Consider the following 17,942-nt stretch of genomic DNA (forward strand, 5'->3'; position numbering starts at 1 on the left):
GGGCGCTGTTCTGGTGCCAGTGCCTCGCGCCCCCGCCCCCCGCCCCCCCCCGCGGGCGGGGGGGGGGGGGGCCCCCCCCCCCGCCCCCCCCCGCCCCGCGGGGCGCCCCCCCCCGGGGGGAGGGGGTACAGGTCTCCCGATCATCTCATCTGCGGAAACAGCCCCTCACCCCACCCTCTCCCCGTGAAGGACGGGGACAGGGAGAGAGACAGCTCGCGATATGCCAGCTGCCCTGCCGCATTATCCTGCATGATTCTTTTGTTGCCTAAGCAACTAATTTGTGCGAACCGTTCCAGACTATGATGACGGCGGGAGGAACCGCCGCGTCGGATCGGAGGGAATAATGCTCGGCAGAGAGGGTGCCGCGGGCGAACGCCGGCGCATGCCTGGACGTGACAGAGGTCGGCGTCCGGTGCGGGGTCCGTCAGGTCTCGGTGCCGCCGGTCACCGCGCCGAGATTCTCGTGCAGGCGGCGCAACAGGTCGATCAGCACCTCGCGCTCGTCCTTGTCCAGGCAGGACAACAGGCGCCGTTCGCGCTCGAATGCCGCGACGATCACCTTGTCATGGATGGCGCGGCCCTTCGCGGTCAGCGCGATCGAATGGGTGCGCCCGTCGTTGGGATCGGTGCGGATCGAGATCAGCGCCCGCTTTTCCAGGCCGGCCAGCGTCCGGCTCACCGGGCCCTTGTCGAAACCGATGACGTGGCAGATGCGCGAGGCGGGGATGCCGGGCTCGATCGCCAGCAACGACATGATCCGCCATTCCGTGACGTTGACGCCGAACTGCCGCTGATAGAACGCGGTGGCGCTGTTGGAGAGCTTGTTGGCGATGAAGGTGATGAACGCCGGGACGTAGCGGTCGAGATCGAGCGTCGGTCCCGTTTCGGCGGGCGCAGGTTTTTGGCGGGCTCTGGTCGAAGACGGCGGCATGTCGGGATTCTGTCTCGCGGCGTGTCTGGAGACCTAAGAGTAAGCGCCGCCCTTTCACAAGTTCAAAATGAGGGAGGACTTCCATGAGCACTTCCAGCTCCCCGGAAATCACCGGTTCGTCGCCTGTCCCGCATCTCGACGTCGATCCTTTCGCAATGGAGTTTTTCGCCGATCCCTATCCCACGCATGAGCTGTTGCGGGAGGCCGGACCTGTCGTCTATCTCGACAAGTGGAGCGTCTATGGCGTGGCGCGCTATGCCGAAGTTCATGCCGTGCTGAATGATCCCGCGACCTTCTGCTCCAGCCGCGGCGTCGGCCTCTCCGACTTCAAGAAGGAGACGCCGTGGCGGCCGCCGAGCCTGATCCTCGAAGCCGATCCGCCCGCGCACACCCGCACCCGCGCGGTGCTGTCGAAAGTGCTGTCGCCGACCGTGATGAAGCAGGTGCGCGACCGCTTTGCGGCGGCGGCGGAGCAACGTGTTGATGCTCTGCTGGAGAAGCGCAGCTTCGATGCGATCACCGATCTCGCCGAGGCCTATCCGCTCTCGATCTTCCCGGATGCGTTGGGCTTGAAGCCCGAAGGCCGCGAGCATCTCATCCCCTATGCGAGCCTCGTCTTCAACGCGTTCGGCCCGCCGAACCAGCTGCGGCAGGACGCGATCGCGCGCTCGGCGCCGCACCAGGCCTATGTCACCGAGCAGTGCCAGCGCGACAATCTCGCGCCCGGCGGCTTCGGCGCCTGCATTCACGCCCGTGTCGACGACGGCGAGATCACGGCGACCGAGGCGCCGCTGCTGGTGCGCTCGCTGCTGTCCGCCGGCCTCGACACCACCGTGAACGGCATCGGCGCCGCCGTCTATTGCCTCGCGCGCTTCCCCGACCAGTGGCAACGCTTGCGCGACGATCTCACGCTGGCGCGCAACGCTTTCGAGGAAGCCGTCCGCTTCGAGAGCCCGGTGCAGACGTTTTTCCGCACCACCACGCGCGAGGTCGACATGTCCGGCGCAACGATCGGCGAGGGCGAGAAGGTGCTGATGTTCCTCGCCGCCGCCAATCGCGATCCGCGGCGCTGGGACAAGCCCGACAGTTACGACATCACGCGTCGCAGCTCCGGCCATGTTGGCTTCGGCTCCGGCATCCACATGTGCGTCGGCCAGCTCGTCGCGCGCCTCGAGGGCGAGGTGATGCTGACCGCACTGGCGAAGCGCATCGCTGCGATCGAAATCACCGGCGAGCCGAAGCGCCGCTTCAACAACACGCTGCGTGGGCTCGACAGCCTGCCTGTGACCATCACTCCGGCCTGACGAGGAGTTCTATGCCCGCCATCACCTTCATTCATCCCGACGGCAAGTCCGAACGTATCGAAATCAGCGTCGGCGAGAGCGCCATGCAGGCTGCCACCCGTCACGGCCTCGACGGCATTCTGGCCGAATGCGGCGGCAACGCCATGTGCGCGACTTGCCACGTCTATGTCGGCGACACCTGGCTCGCGCGTCTGCCGGCAGTGGCCGATGACGAGGACGCGCTGCTCGACGGCACCGCGACCGAGCGGCTGCCGAACAGCCGCCTGTCGTGTCAGATCCACATCACGCCCGCGCTGGACGGGCTCGTGCTGAGACTGCCGGAGCGGCAAGTCTGAGTCTTCAACGTGCCGGCAACGACCGGCGCGGCATCACATCGAACAGGGGAGGGAACCATGAGACATCTGAAGTGGACGCTTGCGTTGGCGGCGAGCCTGATTGGCGGCGCGGCAAATGCCGAGATCTCGGACAACGTCGTGCGCGTCGGCGTGCTCAACGACATCTCCGGCATCTTCCAGGACACCAACGGCATGGGCTCGGTCGAGGCCGCGCGCATGGCCGCTGAGGATTTCAACGGCGGCGGCAAAGGCATCAAGGTCGATATCGTCTATGCCGATCACCAGAACAAGGCCGACGTCGGCAACGCCATCGCGCGCAAATGGCTCGATGTCGAGGGCGTCGACGCCATCGTCGACGTGCCGAACTCGGCCGTTGGCCTCTCCATCAACACGCTGCTGCGCGACAGCCGCATGACGTTTCTCGCATCGTCCACCGCGAGCTCCGATCTCACCGGCAAGGCCTGCTCGCCCAACACCATCCAATGGGTCAACGACACCTGGGCGACCGGCAACACCACGGCGGCCGCCATGGTGTCGCGCGGCGGCAAGGAGTGGTATTTCCTCACGGTCGATTTTGCGCTCGGCAAGGGCATCGAGACGGAAGCCCAGAAATACATCGAGGCGCATGGCGGCAAGGTGATCGGATCCAGCAAGCATCCGCTCGGCACGTCCGACTTCGCGTCGTTCCTGTTGCAGGCGCAGGGCTCGAAGGCGCAGGTGATCGGGCTCGCCAATGCCGGCGGCGACACCATCAACGCGGTGAAGCAAGCGGCCGAGTTCGGGATCCAGCAGGGCGGACAAAAGCTCGTCGCCTTCCTGCTCTTCATCAACGACGTCCACGGCATGGGCATCAAGGTCGCGCAAGGCCTCCAGCTCATGGAGGCCTTCTATTGGGACATGAACGACGACACCCGTGCCTTCGCCAAGCGGTTCGCCGCGCGGCCCGGCATGAACGGCAAGATGCCGAGCGGCAACCAGGCCGGAGTTTATGCCTCCACGCTGGCTTATCTCAACGCGGTCGCCGCAACCGGCAGCGACAATGCCAAGGATGCCGTGCCCGAGATGAAGAAGTTCAAGGGCAAGGACAAGCTGTTCGGCGACACCACGATCCGCCAGGATGGCCGCGTCGTGCATCCGATGTATCTGTTCGAAGTGAAGAAGCCGGAGGAGTCGAAATATCCGTACGACTATTACAAGCTGGTCTCGACGATCTCCGCGGAGCAGGCGTTTCGACCGCTGGCGGAGGGTGGCTGCGGGTTGGTGAAGTGATCGTAGCCAAGAGCGTAGCTGCACCCTCTCCCCTTGCGGGAGAGGGTGGCTTCGCGTGAGCGAAGGCGGGTCAGGGGTTCTATCCTCACGAATGGTCTTGCGACTGGAGAGAACCCCTTATCCGGCGCTTCGCGCCACCTTCTCCCGCAAGGGGAGAAGGAAACAACCTACACCACCTTGCTGCTTCCCTGCGTGATCAGCCGCGCGGCGCGCTGGTCGCGGGCGTAGATCCAAAGCCAGCTCAACGCGACGCTGAGGCGGTGGCGCAAGCCGATCAGGAAGTAGATGTGGGCGATGCCCCAGATCCACCACGCGATGGTGCCGCGCAATTTGATGCGCCCGAAGTCGATCACCGCGAGCCGCTTGCCGATCTGCGCGAGGCTGCCGGAGTGCTTGTAGCGGAACGGGCCGGTCGGCTCCTGGCGCAGCCGCGCCTTGATGGTCTCGGCCACGTGGCGGCCCTGCTGCTTGGCGGCCGGCGCGATGCCGGGCACAGGCTTGCCGTCCCAGGCGTTGATCAAGACGGTATCGCCGATCGCAAAGATTTCGGGATGACCGGGGATGGTAAGATCGTCTTCGACCTGCACGCGCCCGGCACGATCGGCCGGTGCGCCCAGCCACTCGGCCGCGGGCGAGGCGCGCACACCGGCGGCCCAGATTCGTGTCTTGGCTTCGAGCAGCTTGCCGCCGAACACTACGCCCTCGCGATTGATCTCGGTGACGGCCTGTCCGAGCACGACCTCGACACCGATTTTTTCCAGCGAGGCCTGCGCATAGGCCGAGAGATCATCGGGAAAGCCTGCGAGCACGCGCGGGCCGGCCTCGATCAGCACCACCCGCGCCTTGTTGGTGTCGATGTTGCGGAAGTCGGCGGGCAATGTGTGGTGCGCCATTTCGGCGATGGTGCCAGCGAGCTCCACGCCGGTGGGGCCGGCGCCGACGATGACGAAAGTCAGTCGCGCCGCGCGCTTTTCGGGATCGGTCTCGCGCTCGGCGCGCTCGAACGCCACCAGGATGTGACGGCGCAGCGTCGTCGCGTCCTCCAGCGTCTTCAGGCCTGGCGCGAACTGTTCCCATTCGTCGTGGCCGAAATAGGCATGCCGCGCGCCGGTGGCGAGCACCAGCGTGTCGTAAGGCACCTCGCTGCCGTCGTCGATCAGTACGCAGCGCCTGCCGGCGTCGATGCCGCTGACGGTCGCAAACAGCGTCGTCACATCGCGCCGGTCGCGCATCAGGTGCCGGACCGGCCATGCGATCTCGCTGGTGGCGAGCGAGGCGGTGGCGACCTGGTAGAGCAGCGGCTGGAACAAATGATGGTTGCGACGGTCGATCAGCGTGATCTCGACCGGGCTGCCGGCAAGCCGGTAGGTCGTCTCCAGCCCGCCGAAACCGGCTCCGACGATGACGACGCGATGCGGTGTCGTGGTCATGATGCGCCCTCGAATCTCGCTGCTCTATTCTCTCATTTAAGTGCGGATTGGGCGTGGCGGTCCAATAGCCGTCATCAATGGACGGATAGGCTAAGGATATCGAGTGTATCGCTATCCCGCGAAAAAGCGCCGCAGCCTCATCCGAAGTAAGTAGAATTATATTTCTTGCTATCGCCGATCGCGGCGAAATATGGTGCAGGGGCGGGCGCTGAGCCATTGGCGGCGCGACAGATTTTGCGTTCAATAGAGATGACCCGGGGCGGCAATCACCCCGCTTCCGGGCATAATAATATGGAGGGGAGTGGTTATGAGGACGGCATTCTGGCTGGCGGGCGCAGCGGCGCTGGTGCTGGCAGGCCCGGCATTCGCCGGCGACACCATCAAGATCGGGTTCGTTTCGACCTTCAGCGGCCCGACCGCCGTGATCGGCAACGACATGCGCAACTCCTTCGAGCTCGCGCTCGATCACCTCGGCCGCAAGATGGACGGCAAGCCGGTCGAGGTGATCTACGAGGACGACGGGCAGAAGCCCGACGTCGGCAAGCAGAAGACCGAGAAGCTGGTGCAGTCCGACAAGGTCGATTTCATCGTCGGCTACATCTGGTCGAACGTGCTGCTGGCCTCGCTGAAGACCGCGGTGGACTCGCAGACCTTCCTGATCTCGGCCAATGCCGGCCCGTCCCAGCTCGCCGGCGAGCTCTGCTCGCCCTATGTGTTCTCGACCTCCTGGCAGAACGACCAGACGCCGGCGGCCATGGGCCTCTACATGAACGCGAACGGCGTCAAGAGCGTGTTCCTGATCGGCCCGAACTATGCTGCGGGCAAGGACATGCTCTCGGGCGTGAAGAGCACCTTCAAAGGCGAGATCAAGGGCGAGGAGTATACGGTCTGGCCGAGCCAGCTCGACTTCTCCGCCGAACTGGCGAAAGCCCGTGCCTCCGGCGCCGAATCGATCTTCGTGTTCTATCCCGGTGCGGCCGGCGCGCAGTTCCTCAATCAATATGTCCAGGCCGGCCTCAAGAGCACCATGCCGCTCTACACCGCCTTCACTGTCGACGAGACGACGTTGCCGTTGCAGAAGGAGAATGCGTTCGGGGTGTCTGGTGCGCAGGAGTGGGTGAACGACCTCCCGAACGAGCAGAACAAGAAGTTCGTCGCCGACTACCGCAAGAAATATCCGGGCGCCCGGCCGAGCTATTACGGTGCGCAGGCCTATGACGCGGCGCAGCTCATCAATAGCGCGGTGGTCGCCGTCGGCGGCGACACCAGCAAGAAGGATGCGATGAAAGCCGAGATGGAGAAGGCCAACTTCAAGTCGCTGCGCGGCCCTTTCAAATACGGCAACAACCACATCCCAATCCAGAACTTCTATTTGCAGGACGTGGTGAAGGGCGCCGGGGGCGAGCTTACGCTGAAGACCGCCGCCACCATCGTCACGGCCGACCAGGACCGCTTCCACGACAAGTGCCCGATGAAGTGAGCTGATTGCTTCTCCCTCTCCCCGTTCTTAAGGGGAGAGGATAGGGGTGAGGGGCCGTCTCTACGAGCTGCCCAGTCGCCGAACTCTCACGTTCTCACCACGTCATTGCGAGCGCCGCGAAGCAATCCAGAATCTTTCCGCGGAGGAATTCTGGATTGCTTCATCGCAAGGCTCCTCGCAATGACGGCGTGGAGAGATTCTACACCCGCGGCATGCTCACAGGCCGCACCTCTCGGGCCTGCGCCGCAAGCCTGATGCCGGCATTGGCCGCGCCGAATCCCTGATAGTCCCTTCGCTCCACGATCTCGAAAAAGAAGCGCTCGTCGAAGATGTGGGTATAGACCTGGAAGAACTCCCCGTCGCCTTCGCGATCGTAGAGAATGTGGTTGGCGCGCAGCTGGGCCATCAGCTCGGGTGCGAGGTCGTATTTGGCTTCGATGTCGTCGTAGTAATTGTCGGGGATATCCAGGAAATCCGCGCCGCGCTTGCGCATCTCCGCGACCGCCGCAAAGATGTCCCGGCATGTGAACGCGACGTGCTGCACGCCCGAGCCGAAAAACTCCGAGATGAAGCGGGCCGGCAGCGTGCGGTTAGCGGATGAGCCGTTGAGCACGAAGCGCAGGCTTTGGTCGCCGTTGATGACGGCCTGGCTTTGCACGAGGCCCCTGGGATCGGCGATCTCCATCTGCGGCAGCCGCTCGAGGTCGAGGATGCCGGTGTAGAACAGCAGCCACGACAGCATCTCGTCATAGGGCATCGACTGCGCGATGTGATCGACGGCGAGCAGGGCGTCGGCGCCGGCGTCGCTCGGTACCTGTTCGAAATCCGTGTCCCAGTTCTTGCCGGCCTGGTCCAGGAAGTAAAGCAGGCTGCCGCCGACGCCGTGGATCGCGGGGATCTCCAACTCGCCCGGTCCGACCGGCTGGTAGAAGGTGCGCGCTTTCAGTGTCTCGGCGCGCTGCATAACAAGGCCGGCATTGTCGACATCGAGCGCGATGGCGCAGACGCCGGGGCCATGCGTCACGTAGTGCGAATGCGCAAAGCCGTCGGTCTCGGAGTTGACGACGAGCTCGACCTTGCCCTGCGACCAGCGCTCTACCGCCTTGCTGCGATGCTTGCCGGTCTTTCGGAAACCGAGCTGCGAAAGCAGGCGGGCGAGTTCGCCGGCCTTGGTCTCGTTGACGGCAAACTCGATGAATCCCGTGCCTCCACTTTTGGGCTTGGGCGCCAAGGGTTCGCTGATGAGCTTTGGCCAATCCGGTGCAAGCTGGTCCTCCAGCAGGATCAGCGAACGCAGGCCGTCGACCGCGGTCTGCACGGCCGAGCCGGCGCGGAACTGGTCGTTGAAGATCTCCAGCGACAGTGGCCCGGCGTAGCCGGTCGCCGCGATCGCCGCCATGAACTCGCCGACCGGGAGATCGCCCTGGCCGGGGAAGGAGCGGAAGTGCCGGCTCCACGACAAGATGTCGAGCTCGAGCTTCGGCGCATCCGCAAGCTGGACCAGGAAGATCTTGTCACCGGGGATCGAGGCCATCGCGCGGACCGGAAAGCCGGGGGCCAGTGCGTGAAAGCTGTCGAGGATGATTCCGATCGCGGGGTGATCGGCACGGCGCACGATCTCCCAGGCGTCGCGGTAGTCGTTGACGTGGCGTCCCCAGGCCAATGCCTCGTAGCCGACGCGCAAAGATCGTTTGGCCGCGCGCTCGCCGAGCTCGCGAAAATCATCCGCGGCGCGGTCGATGCCGCCGAGCGAGGCCGGCGACACGTTGGAGCAGATCAGCAGCAGGTCGGTGCCGAGCTCCTGCATCAGGTCGAACTTGCGTTCGGCGCGGGCAAAGTTGCGCGACCGCTGCGGCTCCGGCATGCCCTCGAAATCGCGGAACGGCTGAAACGCACAGATCTCGAGATTGAGGCCCCGGCAGAGCTTTGCGATGTCACGCGGGCCGGCGCCGAACGACAGCAGATCGTTCTCGAAAATCTCGACGGCGTCGAAGCCGGCGGCTGCAATGGCGCGGAGCTTCTCGTCGAGGGCGCCGGAGAGAGAGACCGTTGCGATCGAGCGTTTGGTCATGCTGCGTTGTCCTCCATCGCTCCGCCCAGGAACAATTGTCCGATGCGGGGATCATTCAAAATGCGCTTCGCGCCGTCGATCATGCGGGTCTGGCCGAGTTCGAGCACGATGCCGATGTCGGAAATCTCCAGCGCCGAGCGTGCGTTCTGCTCGATCATCAGAATGGTGACGCCGCGGTCGCGCAGGGATTTCAGGATATCGAAAGTCTGCTGCACCATCAGCGGTGACAGGCCGATCGAGGGTTCGTCGATCAGCACGAGCTTCGGCTCGAGCAGCAGCGAGCGGGCGATTTCGAGCTGTTTCTGCTCGCCGCCGGACAGCGTGGAGGCCTGCTGCGTCGATTTCCGCCGCAGCGCCGGGAACAGGTCGAGAGCGGCCTCGATCCGGCTCCGCAGGTCGATGCCCTTGCCCGCCGAAACGCCGCCAAGCTCGATGTTGTGGCGCACCGACAGCTCCGGAAAGATGTTGCGGCCCTGCGGCACGTAGCAGATGCCGGCATTGAGCAGCGCGCGCTGGCTCAAATGGGTGACGTCGCGGCCGGCGAAGTTGATCTTGCCCTCGCGCAGCTTGAGCAGGCCGAAGATCGCCTTGAACACGGTGGATTTGCCGGCGCCGTTCGGGCCGATGATGGTGGTGATGGTGGCCTGCGGCACGGCGAAGGTGGTGCCGTTCAGGATCGTCATCTTGCCGTAACCGCCGACGAGATTGTGAACCGAAAGGATCGGATCGCTCATGATGGCTCTCCCTAGTGTCCGAGATAGGCTTCGATCACGGCAGGGTCCTTGCGGACCTCGTCGGGCCGTCCCATCGCCAGCACCTTGCCTTCCGCCATCACCATCACGCGCGAGCACAGCGACATCACGAATTCCATGTTGTGCTCGATCACGACGAAGGTGGCGTTCTTCTCGCAGTTGATCGCCACCAGCCGCTCCTTCAAATCCGTCAACATCGACGGGTTGACGCCGCCGGCGGGCTCGTCGAGCAGCACCAACCGCGGTCCGCCCATGAAGGCCATGGCGGCGTCGAGCAGTTTTTGCTGGCCATAGGACAAACCGCCGGCCGGCTCGTCGGCGAGATGATCGAGCTTGAAAAAGCCGATCATCTGGTTGGCGGCTTCCGTCAGTCCGGCATCGGAGCGGCCGACCAGCCGCGAGGCCATGCTGCCCTGGTGCTCCTGGCCTGCGAGGATCAGGTTCTCGCGCACCGAGAGTTTTGGGAACACCTGCAGAAGCTGGAAGGTGCGGCTGACCCCGAGCTTGTTGAGCTCGGCGGGGCGCAAGCCCGTGACGACCTTGCCGTCGAGCTTGACCTCGCCGCCGCTCGGCGTGAGCTGGCCGAGGATGCAGTTGAACAGGGTCGACTTGCCGCAGCCGTTCGGTCCGATCAGGCCGAGGATCTCGCCCTCGCGGACGTCGAAAGAGACGCCGCCGACGGCGCTGATGCCGCCAAAATTCTTCTTGATGTCGGTGACTTCGAGGACAGCGCTCATTGCACCGTCTCCAGCCGGGACTTTGCGACGGCGCGCTGAGCCGAGGCCGCTTTGGTTCGGCGCTCGGCGAGATAGCGGTCGAGGATTCCCAAAATGCCGGTCGGTGACCAGATCAGCAGCCCCATCACCGCGATCGCGTAGAGCATCAGATAATAGCCCTCGGTGAAGCGTAGCCATTCCGGCAGCAGCACCGCGATCATCGCGCCGAGGAACGGACCCAGGAAGAATCCGGCGCCGCCGACGATCACCATCATCAGGAGGTCGAGCGAGAGCGACAGGTTGAACGGCACGGGATCGATATATTGCGTCAGCGGCGCGTAGAGCGCGCCGGCGACCCCGCCGAGCGCGGAGCCGATCGCGAACGCCATCAGCGTATAGCGTCGCGTGTCAACGCCTAGCGACTGCGCCCGTAGCGGGTTTTCGCGCAGCGCCATGAAGGCGCGGCCCCAGGGCGAGCGGATCAGCCACCACACTGCGAGCGACACGATCGCGAGCGAGCCGAGACAGACATAGTAGAACGGCAGCGGCTTGTTGGTCGCGATGCCGAAAATATGGGGCCGCGGAATGTTGGAGATGCCGTAGATGCCGCCGGTGAGCCAGCTCTCGTTGCGAAACACCAGGAAGGCCAGCGTAGAGAAGGCGAGCGTGACGAAGGCGAGGTAGTGGTGCTGGACCCGCAGCGCCGGATAGCCGAGCACCCAGCCGACCGCGAAGCTCAAGGCCATCGCGACGACGATCGCCGCCGGCAGCGGCCAGCCATGGGTGGTCATGATCGCCGCGGCGTAAGCGCCGATGCCGACGAAGGCGCCCTGTGCCAGCGACACCTGGCCGGCATAACCGAGCGTGAGGTTGAGGCCCATTGCGGCGATGGCCATCACCGCCCACTGGCTCAGGATGAACAGGCCGTAGCGGTTGAAGTTCATGGGGGCAACGATCAGCGCAGCGATGACGACGAGGCCGAACGCGATCTTGAGAGGTTTGGCGAAGCCGCTCATACGGTGCGTTCCTCGGCGCGGCCGAGCAAGCCCTGCGGCCGGAACAGGATGACGGCGATCAGGAAGATCATCGGCACGGCGGCGCGGTACTGCGTCGAGACATAGGCGGCCGCGAGATTGTCGAGCACGCCGATCAGGAGACCGCCTGCGATCGCGCCGCGTACCTGGTTGAACCCGCCGACGATCGCGGCGATGAAGGCGGCCTGGCCCAGCACCTCGCCGGACGTGAATTTCGCGAGGTAGATCGGCGTGATCAACAGCGAGGCGAGAGCGACCAGGAATGCGTTGATCAGGAAAGTCAGGAGAATCATCCGTTCGACGGGGACGCCGATGATGCGCGCCACCGTCGGGTTCTGCGCCGCCGCCTGCATCTGGTGGCCGAGCGAGGTGCGGTTGAGAAGCGCAGTCAGGCCGAAGACGGCAAGGATGGCGAGGACGAGGACGCCGATGCTTTGCAGCGAGACGGCATGGCCGAGGATGGAGACGTCGCCGGTCGGCACGATCGAGGGGAAGGGTGAGGCTTCGGCGCTGAAGAACTGCTTTACGGCCTCCTTGAGGCCGATCGCGAGCGCCATGGTCGCGATCGCGAGCGGCAGCACGCCGTGGCGCATCATCGGATCCACCAGCAGCATCTTGAAGGCGAGGCCGAGCAAAAGCATCGAGAGCAGGATGCCGAGGATGATCGCGAGCCAGAACGGCGCGCCGGCATGCATCGCCGCCAGCATCAGGAACGCCGGCAGCATCACGAACTCGCCCTGCGCGAAATTGATGGTCTGCGATGTCTGCCACAGCAGCGTGAAGCCGACCGCGACCAGCGCATAGATCGCTCCGGTGGCAAGTCCCGCGACCAGAAGATCGAACAGATTGGACATTTTCCCCTCTCTCTCTCCTGCCTCTCCCCGCTTGCGGGGAGAGGGTCGGGGTGAGGGGGAGCCTCCGCGAGGTCGCTGAGAGTTGGACTCGTGGAGGCTCCCCCTCACCCGGAATTTGCTTGCGCAAATTCCGACCTCTCCCCGCACGCGGGGAGAGGCGAAGAACACCTCACTTCACCTTCGGCAGCACCTGCTTCACGATCTGCTTGCCTTCGACCACCTCGACCAGAAAGCTCTGGCGGTCGATGTCGCCGGTGTCGCTGAAGGTGACGTCCATCAGGATGCCCGGCTCGTCGGCGGCCTTGATAGTCAGGCCGTGCAGGGTGTCGGCGAACGCCTTGGAATCGACCTTGCCCATCTTGTCGGTGGTGGCCTTCACCATGTAGACGGCGAGATAGCCTTTCAGCCCATTATGGTCGGGCACGTAATTGTACTTCTTCGCGAACTTGTCGCGAAACGCCTTGATCAGGTCGACCGGCGCATCGGTGGTGAGACCGACATGGCCGCGCGTGCCGTTGGCGGCATCGCCCGCGAGCTCGATCACCTTCTGCCCGATCAGCGTGGTTTCGCCCATCAGCGGCGCGGTGACGCTCTGGCGCTTCAGCTCCTTGAGGATGCGCGCGCTCTCTTCCTCGTTCAAATAGACGAACACGGCGTCGGGATTGGCGGCCTTGATCTTGCCGACGTCGGCGGCGAAATCGACTTGACCCGCTTCGGTGGAGAGATCGGCGACGACCTTGGAGCCGAGACGGTCGAGCTCCTTGACGACGACATCGCGACCGCCGCGGCCAAAATCATTGTTGACCCAGACCACCGCGACCGACTTCGCCTTCATGTCGTCGTGAATGTATTTGGCGACCTTCGGCATCGACGATTGCTGGCCGAACGAGGTGCGGAACAGGAATTTGTTTCCGCCTTGCGTCAGCTCGGCGGCTTCGCCGCCCATGATCTGCGCGATGCCGGCCTCGGCCGCCAGCGGCGCGGTCACCTTCACGGACCCGGAATAGCCGGGTCCGAGCAGCAGATAGGGCTCGGCGTCGAGCGCCTTCTGCACCTGCGCGCGCGCGACGCCCGGGTTGGATTGCGAATCCGCATGAGTGACTTCCAGCTTGCGGCCGAGCACGCCGCCCTTGGCGTTGATCTCCTCGATCGCGAGATCGATGCCGTTCTTCCAGTTGGTGCCGACGGTAGCGCCGCCGCCGGACAGCTCGGCGACGTCGGCAAGCTTGATCGCCTGGGCGTGGACGCTGGATGCAGTCGCGAAGGCAAGCAGGGCGCCCGCCAGAATGGTCGATTTCATGGTCTCTCCTCCGATTTCTTTTGATGTTACGTGCGGCCTTGTGTCCGGCCGCTTCGGTTACGCTGCGTGATAGGCCGGGCTTCGTGCCGCCATCACCTCGTCGAATGCCTCTCCCATGATCTCGGTGGATGGGGCAAGGCCAGTGAACAGTTCGAAAGCGTCGGCGGCCTGGTAGATCGCAAGCTCCCGGCCGGTCATGATCCGCGCGCCCTTGGCTTGGGCAGCCGCCAGCAGCGGCGTGATCAGCGGCGAATAGACGGCGTCGGCGACCCACAGGTTTTGACGCAACAGCGTCGGCGCGACCGGCGTTTCCCGGTTCGGCAGCATGCCGACCGGCGTGCCGTTGACGAGGCCGGTTGCGCCGTCGAGCGCGTCCTCGACGCTTGCGGCGACCCTGGCGCCACCCTGCTTGACGAGCAGCGCGGCGAGTTTTTCGGCGCGTGCCGGCTCGCTGTCGAAGATGCGGATGTCGGTCACGTCAAGGCTCGCCAGCGCAAAGGCGATTGCCTTGCCGACGCCGCCGGTGCCGATCACGGCGACCGCGTTTCCAGAGGCCGCCAGCAGCGGCGCGACGGCGCGCGCAAAGCCCGTCGTGTCGGTGTTGTGGCCGATCAGCCGGCCGTTGCTGACGACGACGGTGTTGACCGCCCCCATCGCGGCCGCGCCCGGTGCCAGTTCATCGAGCAGCGGGACCACCGCCTCCTTGTACGGAAACGTGACGTTGACGCCGGCAAAGCCGAGGCGCCGCACGCCTTCCAGCATCATGGCGAGCTCGGCCGAGCCGGCGCCGGCCACTTCGATGAGCTGATAATGTCCGCGCAGGCCAAGCCCCTCCGCGGCGCGCTCATGCATGGCGGGGGAGGCGGAATGCGCGATGGGTGCGCCGATCAGGCCGGTCAGGAGCTTTTTGGATGCGGCAGGTCCGCGCTTTGACATGGTTCGCTATCGTCTCGTTGGGAGCGTTTGGTCCCGGCCACTAGCGGGGAAATCCGCTCAATTCCAAGGGGCTTCCCCTGGCAACGATAGCCTTTCCTCGGCCTAACACAATTACCCTTTTGTCCTGCAAACCTAACATAATGTTATCTCTTCCGCCCCCGTGGCGGCGCGGCCCTGCCTTTGCCCCGCGACGGCTCGACCGCGCGCATCTCCGCGCGCAGGGACTCGATGAAATACTCGACATGAAGCGACAGCGGCGCGCCGCGCTTCACCGCGATATAGGTCTCGAATCGCGTCGGCTCGGTGATCTTGATCAGTTCGATGCCGGGATAGCCCCCATGGGCCACCGTGAACTGGTCGATGATGGCGATGCCGAGCCCCGCCTTCACCAGCGCGCAGACCGTGGTGCCGAAGCGGGCGCGGATGGTGATGTTGTACTCGAGGCGGTGGCGCGCGAAGATCTCGGCCATGATCCGCCCGTAGGGATCGTTGGGATCGATGCCGATCAGCGGATAGCGGGTGATCTCGGCGGCGGAGACCTGCTTGCGGCCGGCGAGCTCGTGGCCCGGCGGCACGATGCAATAGAGCTCGCCCGAGGCGAGCGGCATGAAGTCGAGCCCGGAATGCTCCAGGCGGTAGCTCATCGCCACGCACTCGCCGCGGCCGAGCATGAGGTAGTCGATGGCTTCCTCGAGCTTTAGAATGTTGATATCGATGCCCAAATCCGGATAGCGCCGCCGGACCCGCTCGATTGCGCGCGGCACCATGACTTGCGAAATGCTCGGCACCGAGCCGATGCGCAGCTCCGACAATCCGCCGCGTCCGATCTTGGAGATAATCTCGGAGAGGTCGTCGACCTTCTTGTAGACGCCATTGATCTGCTCGAAGATGTTCTCGGCTTCCGGCGTCGGGAAATAGCGGCCGTTCTGGCGCTGGAAGAAGCGGATGCCGAGCGAGCGCTCGGTGTATTTGACGAGGCGGCTGATGCCCGGCGCCGAAACGTTCAGCAGCTTCGCCGCGCCGCCGATAGTGCCCGTCACCATCACGGCACGGATCACTTCAACCTGGCGCAGCGTCATCATTTTCTGGGTATCCGAATGATCATCGTTGGCGGCGCTGCGTTTCCCTCTCCCCTTGTGAGGGAGGGTGGACCGCCGCGATAGGGCGAGACGGGTGAGGGGTTCTCTCCCCGTGCGAGCCTCGCGCATTTGAACGCGTGGAAACAACCCCTCATCCGGCGCCATGGCCGATCCGAAGCATCGGCGTTTTGTTTTAAGAACGGCGGTCGAAGGCCGCCTACGCCACTTCTCCCACAAGGGGAGAAGGAAGGAAACATTCGCGTTCGGTTCAGATCAGAGCAAGGCATGGCACCGAACGGACCGTTCGTGCGCTCACGGCAATTGCGTGCTAGCTCGCCGGTCCGTCCGGCGAGGCGCTCTCGGCCGGCTTGCTGCGCTCGCTTTGCAGCACCCCGCGTGCGAACTCGATGATCTTTTGCTTGTTTGCCGTTTCGCGGACGGCGAAAAATACGCGGTTGAGTTCCAGGCCGAGCACGCTGTTGAGGGCGATGTCCTCGTCTTCCATCGTGGTTTCCCCGCTTCAGACATTGTAGGTGTAACTTGACGTCACTTCTTCCACAAGTAGATTAAGCCTTCGGGGTCAATGAGATACCGGGAAACTACGGAAGCGGTGAATTGAGGCAGTCGCCAGGACGTGCTATACCAATAGCAAGGGTCAGGAAACGCACCGATGTCCGCCGTGGATTATGGCCGGGAAGCGCTCGACTTCATTGAGGGGCTTGGAGCCTATACCAAGGTTCCGGACGTCATGGATGCGCTTGCGACCGCGTTCGGGCGCTATGGCTTCGAGCACATCATCGTAACCGGCTTGCCGAATCCCGATCAGCGTTTTTCCCAGATGGTGCTCGCCAAGAAGTGGCCGGCAGAGTGGTTCAGCCTCTATACCCAAAAAGGCTACGACCGCGTCGATCCCGTGATCCGCAAATGCCGGCAGACGGTGAACCCTTTCGAGTGGTCCGAGGCGCCGTACGATCCAGAGCTGGAGCCGGGCGCGGTAGAGGTGATGCGGCGCGCTGCCGATTTCCGTATGTCGCGCGGCTTCGTCGTGCCGATCCACGGATTGACCGGCTACGAGGCCGGCGTCTCGCTCGGTGGCGTTCACCTCGATCTCAATGCGCGCAGCAAGCCGGCGCTGCACCTGATCGGCATGTACGGCTTCGATCACATTCGCCGCTTGCTCGATCCGGCGCCGCATCGATCGATGCGCCTTACCCCGCGCGAGCGCGAGGTGCTCGCCTGGGCTTCGCAGGGCAAGTCGGCTTGGGAAATCGGTGAGATCCTGCACATCACGCAGCGCACCGCCGAAGAGCATCTCGCAACTGCCGCGCGCAAACTTGGTGCCGTCAACCGGACGCATGCGGTTGCGATCGCAATCCGCCACAGAATCATCACCCCCTGAAATCCGCGCCTACTGGGAAATTTCCCAGTAGTCGCTTTGGCCGCTTTCCGTGAGTGTTCCCCTTATTTCGAACAACGGGGGAATAAATGATTCATGTGATTTCTGCCGCCAACCGGCACCTCTACGAGGACGTTCTCGAGCAACATTTCAGGGTGCGTCACGAGATTTTTGTCGAGGAGCGGAAATGGGAGGCGCTGCGCAAGCCCGATCGCCGCGAGGTCGATACCTACGACAATGAGGACGCGGTTTACCTGCTGGCGCTCGAAAATCGCCGGGTGCTCGGCGGCTCCCGCCTGTATCCTACCACCAAGCCGACGATGATGAGCGAGGTCTTCCCGCATCTCGCTGCAGTGCGCGGTTGCCCCTCGAACCCGTTGGTATGGGAGTGGTCACGTTTCTTCGTTTCGCGCGAGCGCCGCGACGGCGCGTTCAATTGGCAATTGATGGCAGCGGCACAGGAGTTCTGTCTCGATCAGGGCATCGAGCGTCTCTGTCTTGTCATGGAGACCTGGTGGCTGCCGCGCTTCCACGAGATCGGATTCATCGTCACGCCGCTGGGATTGCCGGCGCTGGTCGAGAATTCCTGGACGATGGCGGCCACGATCGAGATCCGTCAAGAGTCGCTGGATGCCGTGTGTGACCGTATCGGGATGACAAACGTCGTGCATCAGGACGGTCCGCGTATCGATTGCATAGCCCTTGCCAACCTCTGCGGCCTCGCTGCCGCGCAACGAAAGAGCGCCTGAGATGTCGAACATGATGCGGGACAGCCAGATCATGGCTCAGATCAAGGACGAAAATCTCGGCTACATGTCCGACATGGCGCTTGAGCTCGCGCAGATGGCGGAAGACACCGGACTGGCGACGCTCGCCTATCTGTTCCGGATGGCGGCGCTGGAGGCCTCGACCGCCAATAGCGTGCTTGCCGAGCCGGATGACCTTCCCCGGCAGATGACGTCGCACTAGGCGTCTCCATCCCATACGTTGCGACGAATTTCACACCCTCTCTCCGGCAACGGAGGGAGGGTGATCCGCTTTGGGTGCGGCAGGTT

General features: G+C 64.1%; 18 protein-coding genes. 7 read left to right on the plus strand and 11 right to left on the minus strand.

Annotated features, from left to right (window positions below; genetic code table 11):
• Positions 1–424: 424 nt before the first annotated feature.
• The gene (locus AC0L21_RS33055; protein ID WP_473265855.1) at positions 425–931 is read right to left on the minus strand and encodes a MarR family winged helix-turn-helix transcriptional regulator; all 507 of its coding nucleotides are present in this window, start codon (positions 929–931) and stop codon (positions 425–427) included.
• An 83-nt stretch (positions 932–1,014) separates the two neighbouring features.
• Here AC0L21_RS33055 and AC0L21_RS33060 point away from each other — a divergent pair, with 83 nt between their 5' ends.
• Genes AC0L21_RS33060 through AC0L21_RS33070 form a run of 3 tightly spaced genes read left to right on the plus strand, consistent with a single transcriptional unit; the run spans position 1,015 to position 3,839 of the window.
• Positions 1,015–2,235 (plus strand): cytochrome P450, encoded by a 1,221-nt coding sequence (locus AC0L21_RS33060; protein WP_473265856.1) that lies wholly within the window; start codon positions 1,015–1,017, stop codon positions 2,233–2,235.
• 11 nt (positions 2,236–2,246) lie between these two features.
• Positions 2,247–2,570: a 2Fe-2S iron-sulfur cluster-binding protein gene (locus AC0L21_RS33065; RefSeq protein ID WP_473265857.1), complete on the plus strand. Its 324-nt coding sequence runs from the start codon at positions 2,247–2,249 to the stop codon at positions 2,568–2,570.
• Between the two features lie 57 nt (positions 2,571–2,627).
• Positions 2,628–3,839 (plus strand): ABC transporter substrate-binding protein, encoded by a 1,212-nt coding sequence (locus tag AC0L21_RS33070; protein WP_473265858.1) that lies wholly within the window; start codon positions 2,628–2,630, stop codon positions 3,837–3,839.
• 167 nt (positions 3,840–4,006) lie between these two features.
• Here AC0L21_RS33070 and AC0L21_RS33075 read toward each other — a convergent pair whose 3' ends face one another.
• Positions 4,007–5,269, minus strand: coding sequence for an NAD(P)/FAD-dependent oxidoreductase (locus AC0L21_RS33075; RefSeq protein ID WP_473265859.1), 1,263 nt, complete (start codon positions 5,267–5,269; stop codon positions 4,007–4,009).
• A 307-nt stretch (positions 5,270–5,576) separates the two neighbouring features.
• On the opposite strand from AC0L21_RS33075, the gene AC0L21_RS33080 reads away from it, so the two are divergent.
• The gene (locus tag AC0L21_RS33080) at positions 5,577–6,749 is read left to right on the plus strand and encodes an ABC transporter substrate-binding protein (protein WP_473265860.1); all 1,173 of its coding nucleotides are present in this window, start codon (positions 5,577–5,579) and stop codon (positions 6,747–6,749) included.
• A gap of 199 nt (positions 6,750–6,948) precedes the next feature.
• Here the strand turns inward: AC0L21_RS33080 and AC0L21_RS33085 are convergent, their stop codons facing one another.
• From AC0L21_RS33085 to AC0L21_RS33125, 9 genes are all read right to left on the minus strand, one after another.
• The gene (locus AC0L21_RS33085) at positions 6,949–8,820 is read right to left on the minus strand and encodes a bifunctional sugar phosphate isomerase/epimerase/4-hydroxyphenylpyruvate dioxygenase family protein (protein ID WP_473265861.1); all 1,872 of its coding nucleotides are present in this window, start codon (positions 8,818–8,820) and stop codon (positions 6,949–6,951) included.
• Entirely contained in the window at positions 8,817–9,554 is a 738-nt protein-coding gene (locus tag AC0L21_RS33090) for an ABC transporter ATP-binding protein (RefSeq protein WP_473265862.1), read from the minus strand. The genes AC0L21_RS33085 and AC0L21_RS33090 overlap by 4 nt, the downstream gene beginning before the upstream one ends.
• 11 nt (positions 9,555–9,565) lie before the next feature.
• Positions 9,566–10,309: an ABC transporter ATP-binding protein gene (locus AC0L21_RS33095; RefSeq protein WP_473265863.1), complete on the minus strand. Its 744-nt coding sequence runs from the start codon at positions 10,307–10,309 to the stop codon at positions 9,566–9,568.
• Complete coding sequence (locus AC0L21_RS33100; RefSeq protein ID WP_473265864.1) at positions 10,306–11,304, minus strand: branched-chain amino acid ABC transporter permease; 999 nt, start codon at positions 11,302–11,304, stop codon at positions 10,306–10,308. Before AC0L21_RS33100 ends, AC0L21_RS33095 begins: the two co-directional genes overlap by 4 nt.
• The gene (locus AC0L21_RS33105) at positions 11,301–12,176 is read right to left on the minus strand and encodes a branched-chain amino acid ABC transporter permease (RefSeq protein ID WP_007615760.1); all 876 of its coding nucleotides are present in this window, start codon (positions 12,174–12,176) and stop codon (positions 11,301–11,303) included. The genes AC0L21_RS33100 and AC0L21_RS33105 overlap by 4 nt, the downstream gene beginning before the upstream one ends.
• Before the next feature lie 169 nt (positions 12,177–12,345).
• Positions 12,346–13,476, minus strand: a complete 1,131-nt coding sequence (locus AC0L21_RS33110) for an ABC transporter substrate-binding protein (RefSeq protein WP_473265865.1) — start codon at positions 13,474–13,476, stop codon at positions 12,346–12,348.
• Between the two features lie 57 nt (positions 13,477–13,533).
• A complete protein-coding gene (locus tag AC0L21_RS33115) occupies positions 13,534–14,412 on the minus strand; it encodes a shikimate dehydrogenase (RefSeq protein WP_473265866.1) in 879 nt (292 codons plus the stop codon).
• Between the two features lie 143 nt (positions 14,413–14,555).
• Positions 14,556–15,494: a LysR family transcriptional regulator gene (locus AC0L21_RS33120; RefSeq protein WP_473265867.1), complete on the minus strand. Its 939-nt coding sequence runs from the start codon at positions 15,492–15,494 to the stop codon at positions 14,556–14,558.
• Positions 15,495–15,819: 325 nt separating this feature from the next.
• On the minus strand, positions 15,820–15,996 hold the full coding sequence (locus AC0L21_RS33125; protein WP_007597932.1) for a hypothetical protein: 177 nt from the start codon (positions 15,994–15,996) through the stop codon (positions 15,820–15,822).
• A 165-nt stretch (positions 15,997–16,161) separates the two neighbouring features.
• On the opposite strand from AC0L21_RS33125, the gene AC0L21_RS33130 reads away from it, so the two are divergent.
• The 3 genes from AC0L21_RS33130 to AC0L21_RS33140 all read left to right on the plus strand — a co-directional run bounded on the left by AC0L21_RS33130 (position 16,162) and on the right by AC0L21_RS33140 (position 17,856).
• Positions 16,162–16,890 (plus strand): helix-turn-helix transcriptional regulator, encoded by a 729-nt coding sequence (locus AC0L21_RS33130; RefSeq protein WP_473265868.1) that lies wholly within the window; start codon positions 16,162–16,164, stop codon positions 16,888–16,890.
• A gap of 86 nt (positions 16,891–16,976) precedes the next feature.
• Positions 16,977–17,636, plus strand: a complete 660-nt coding sequence (locus AC0L21_RS33135) for an acyl-homoserine-lactone synthase (RefSeq protein WP_473265869.1) — start codon at positions 16,977–16,979, stop codon at positions 17,634–17,636.
• 1 nt (position 17,637) lies between these two features.
• Positions 17,638–17,856 carry a hypothetical protein gene (locus tag AC0L21_RS33140; protein ID WP_027514447.1) on the plus strand — a complete coding sequence of 73 codons (219 nt, stop codon included), beginning with the start codon at positions 17,638–17,640 and terminating at the stop codon, positions 17,854–17,856.
• The last annotated feature ends 86 nt before the right edge of the window (positions 17,857–17,942 follow it).

The organism is Bradyrhizobium sp. WSM4873, assembly GCF_055811355.1.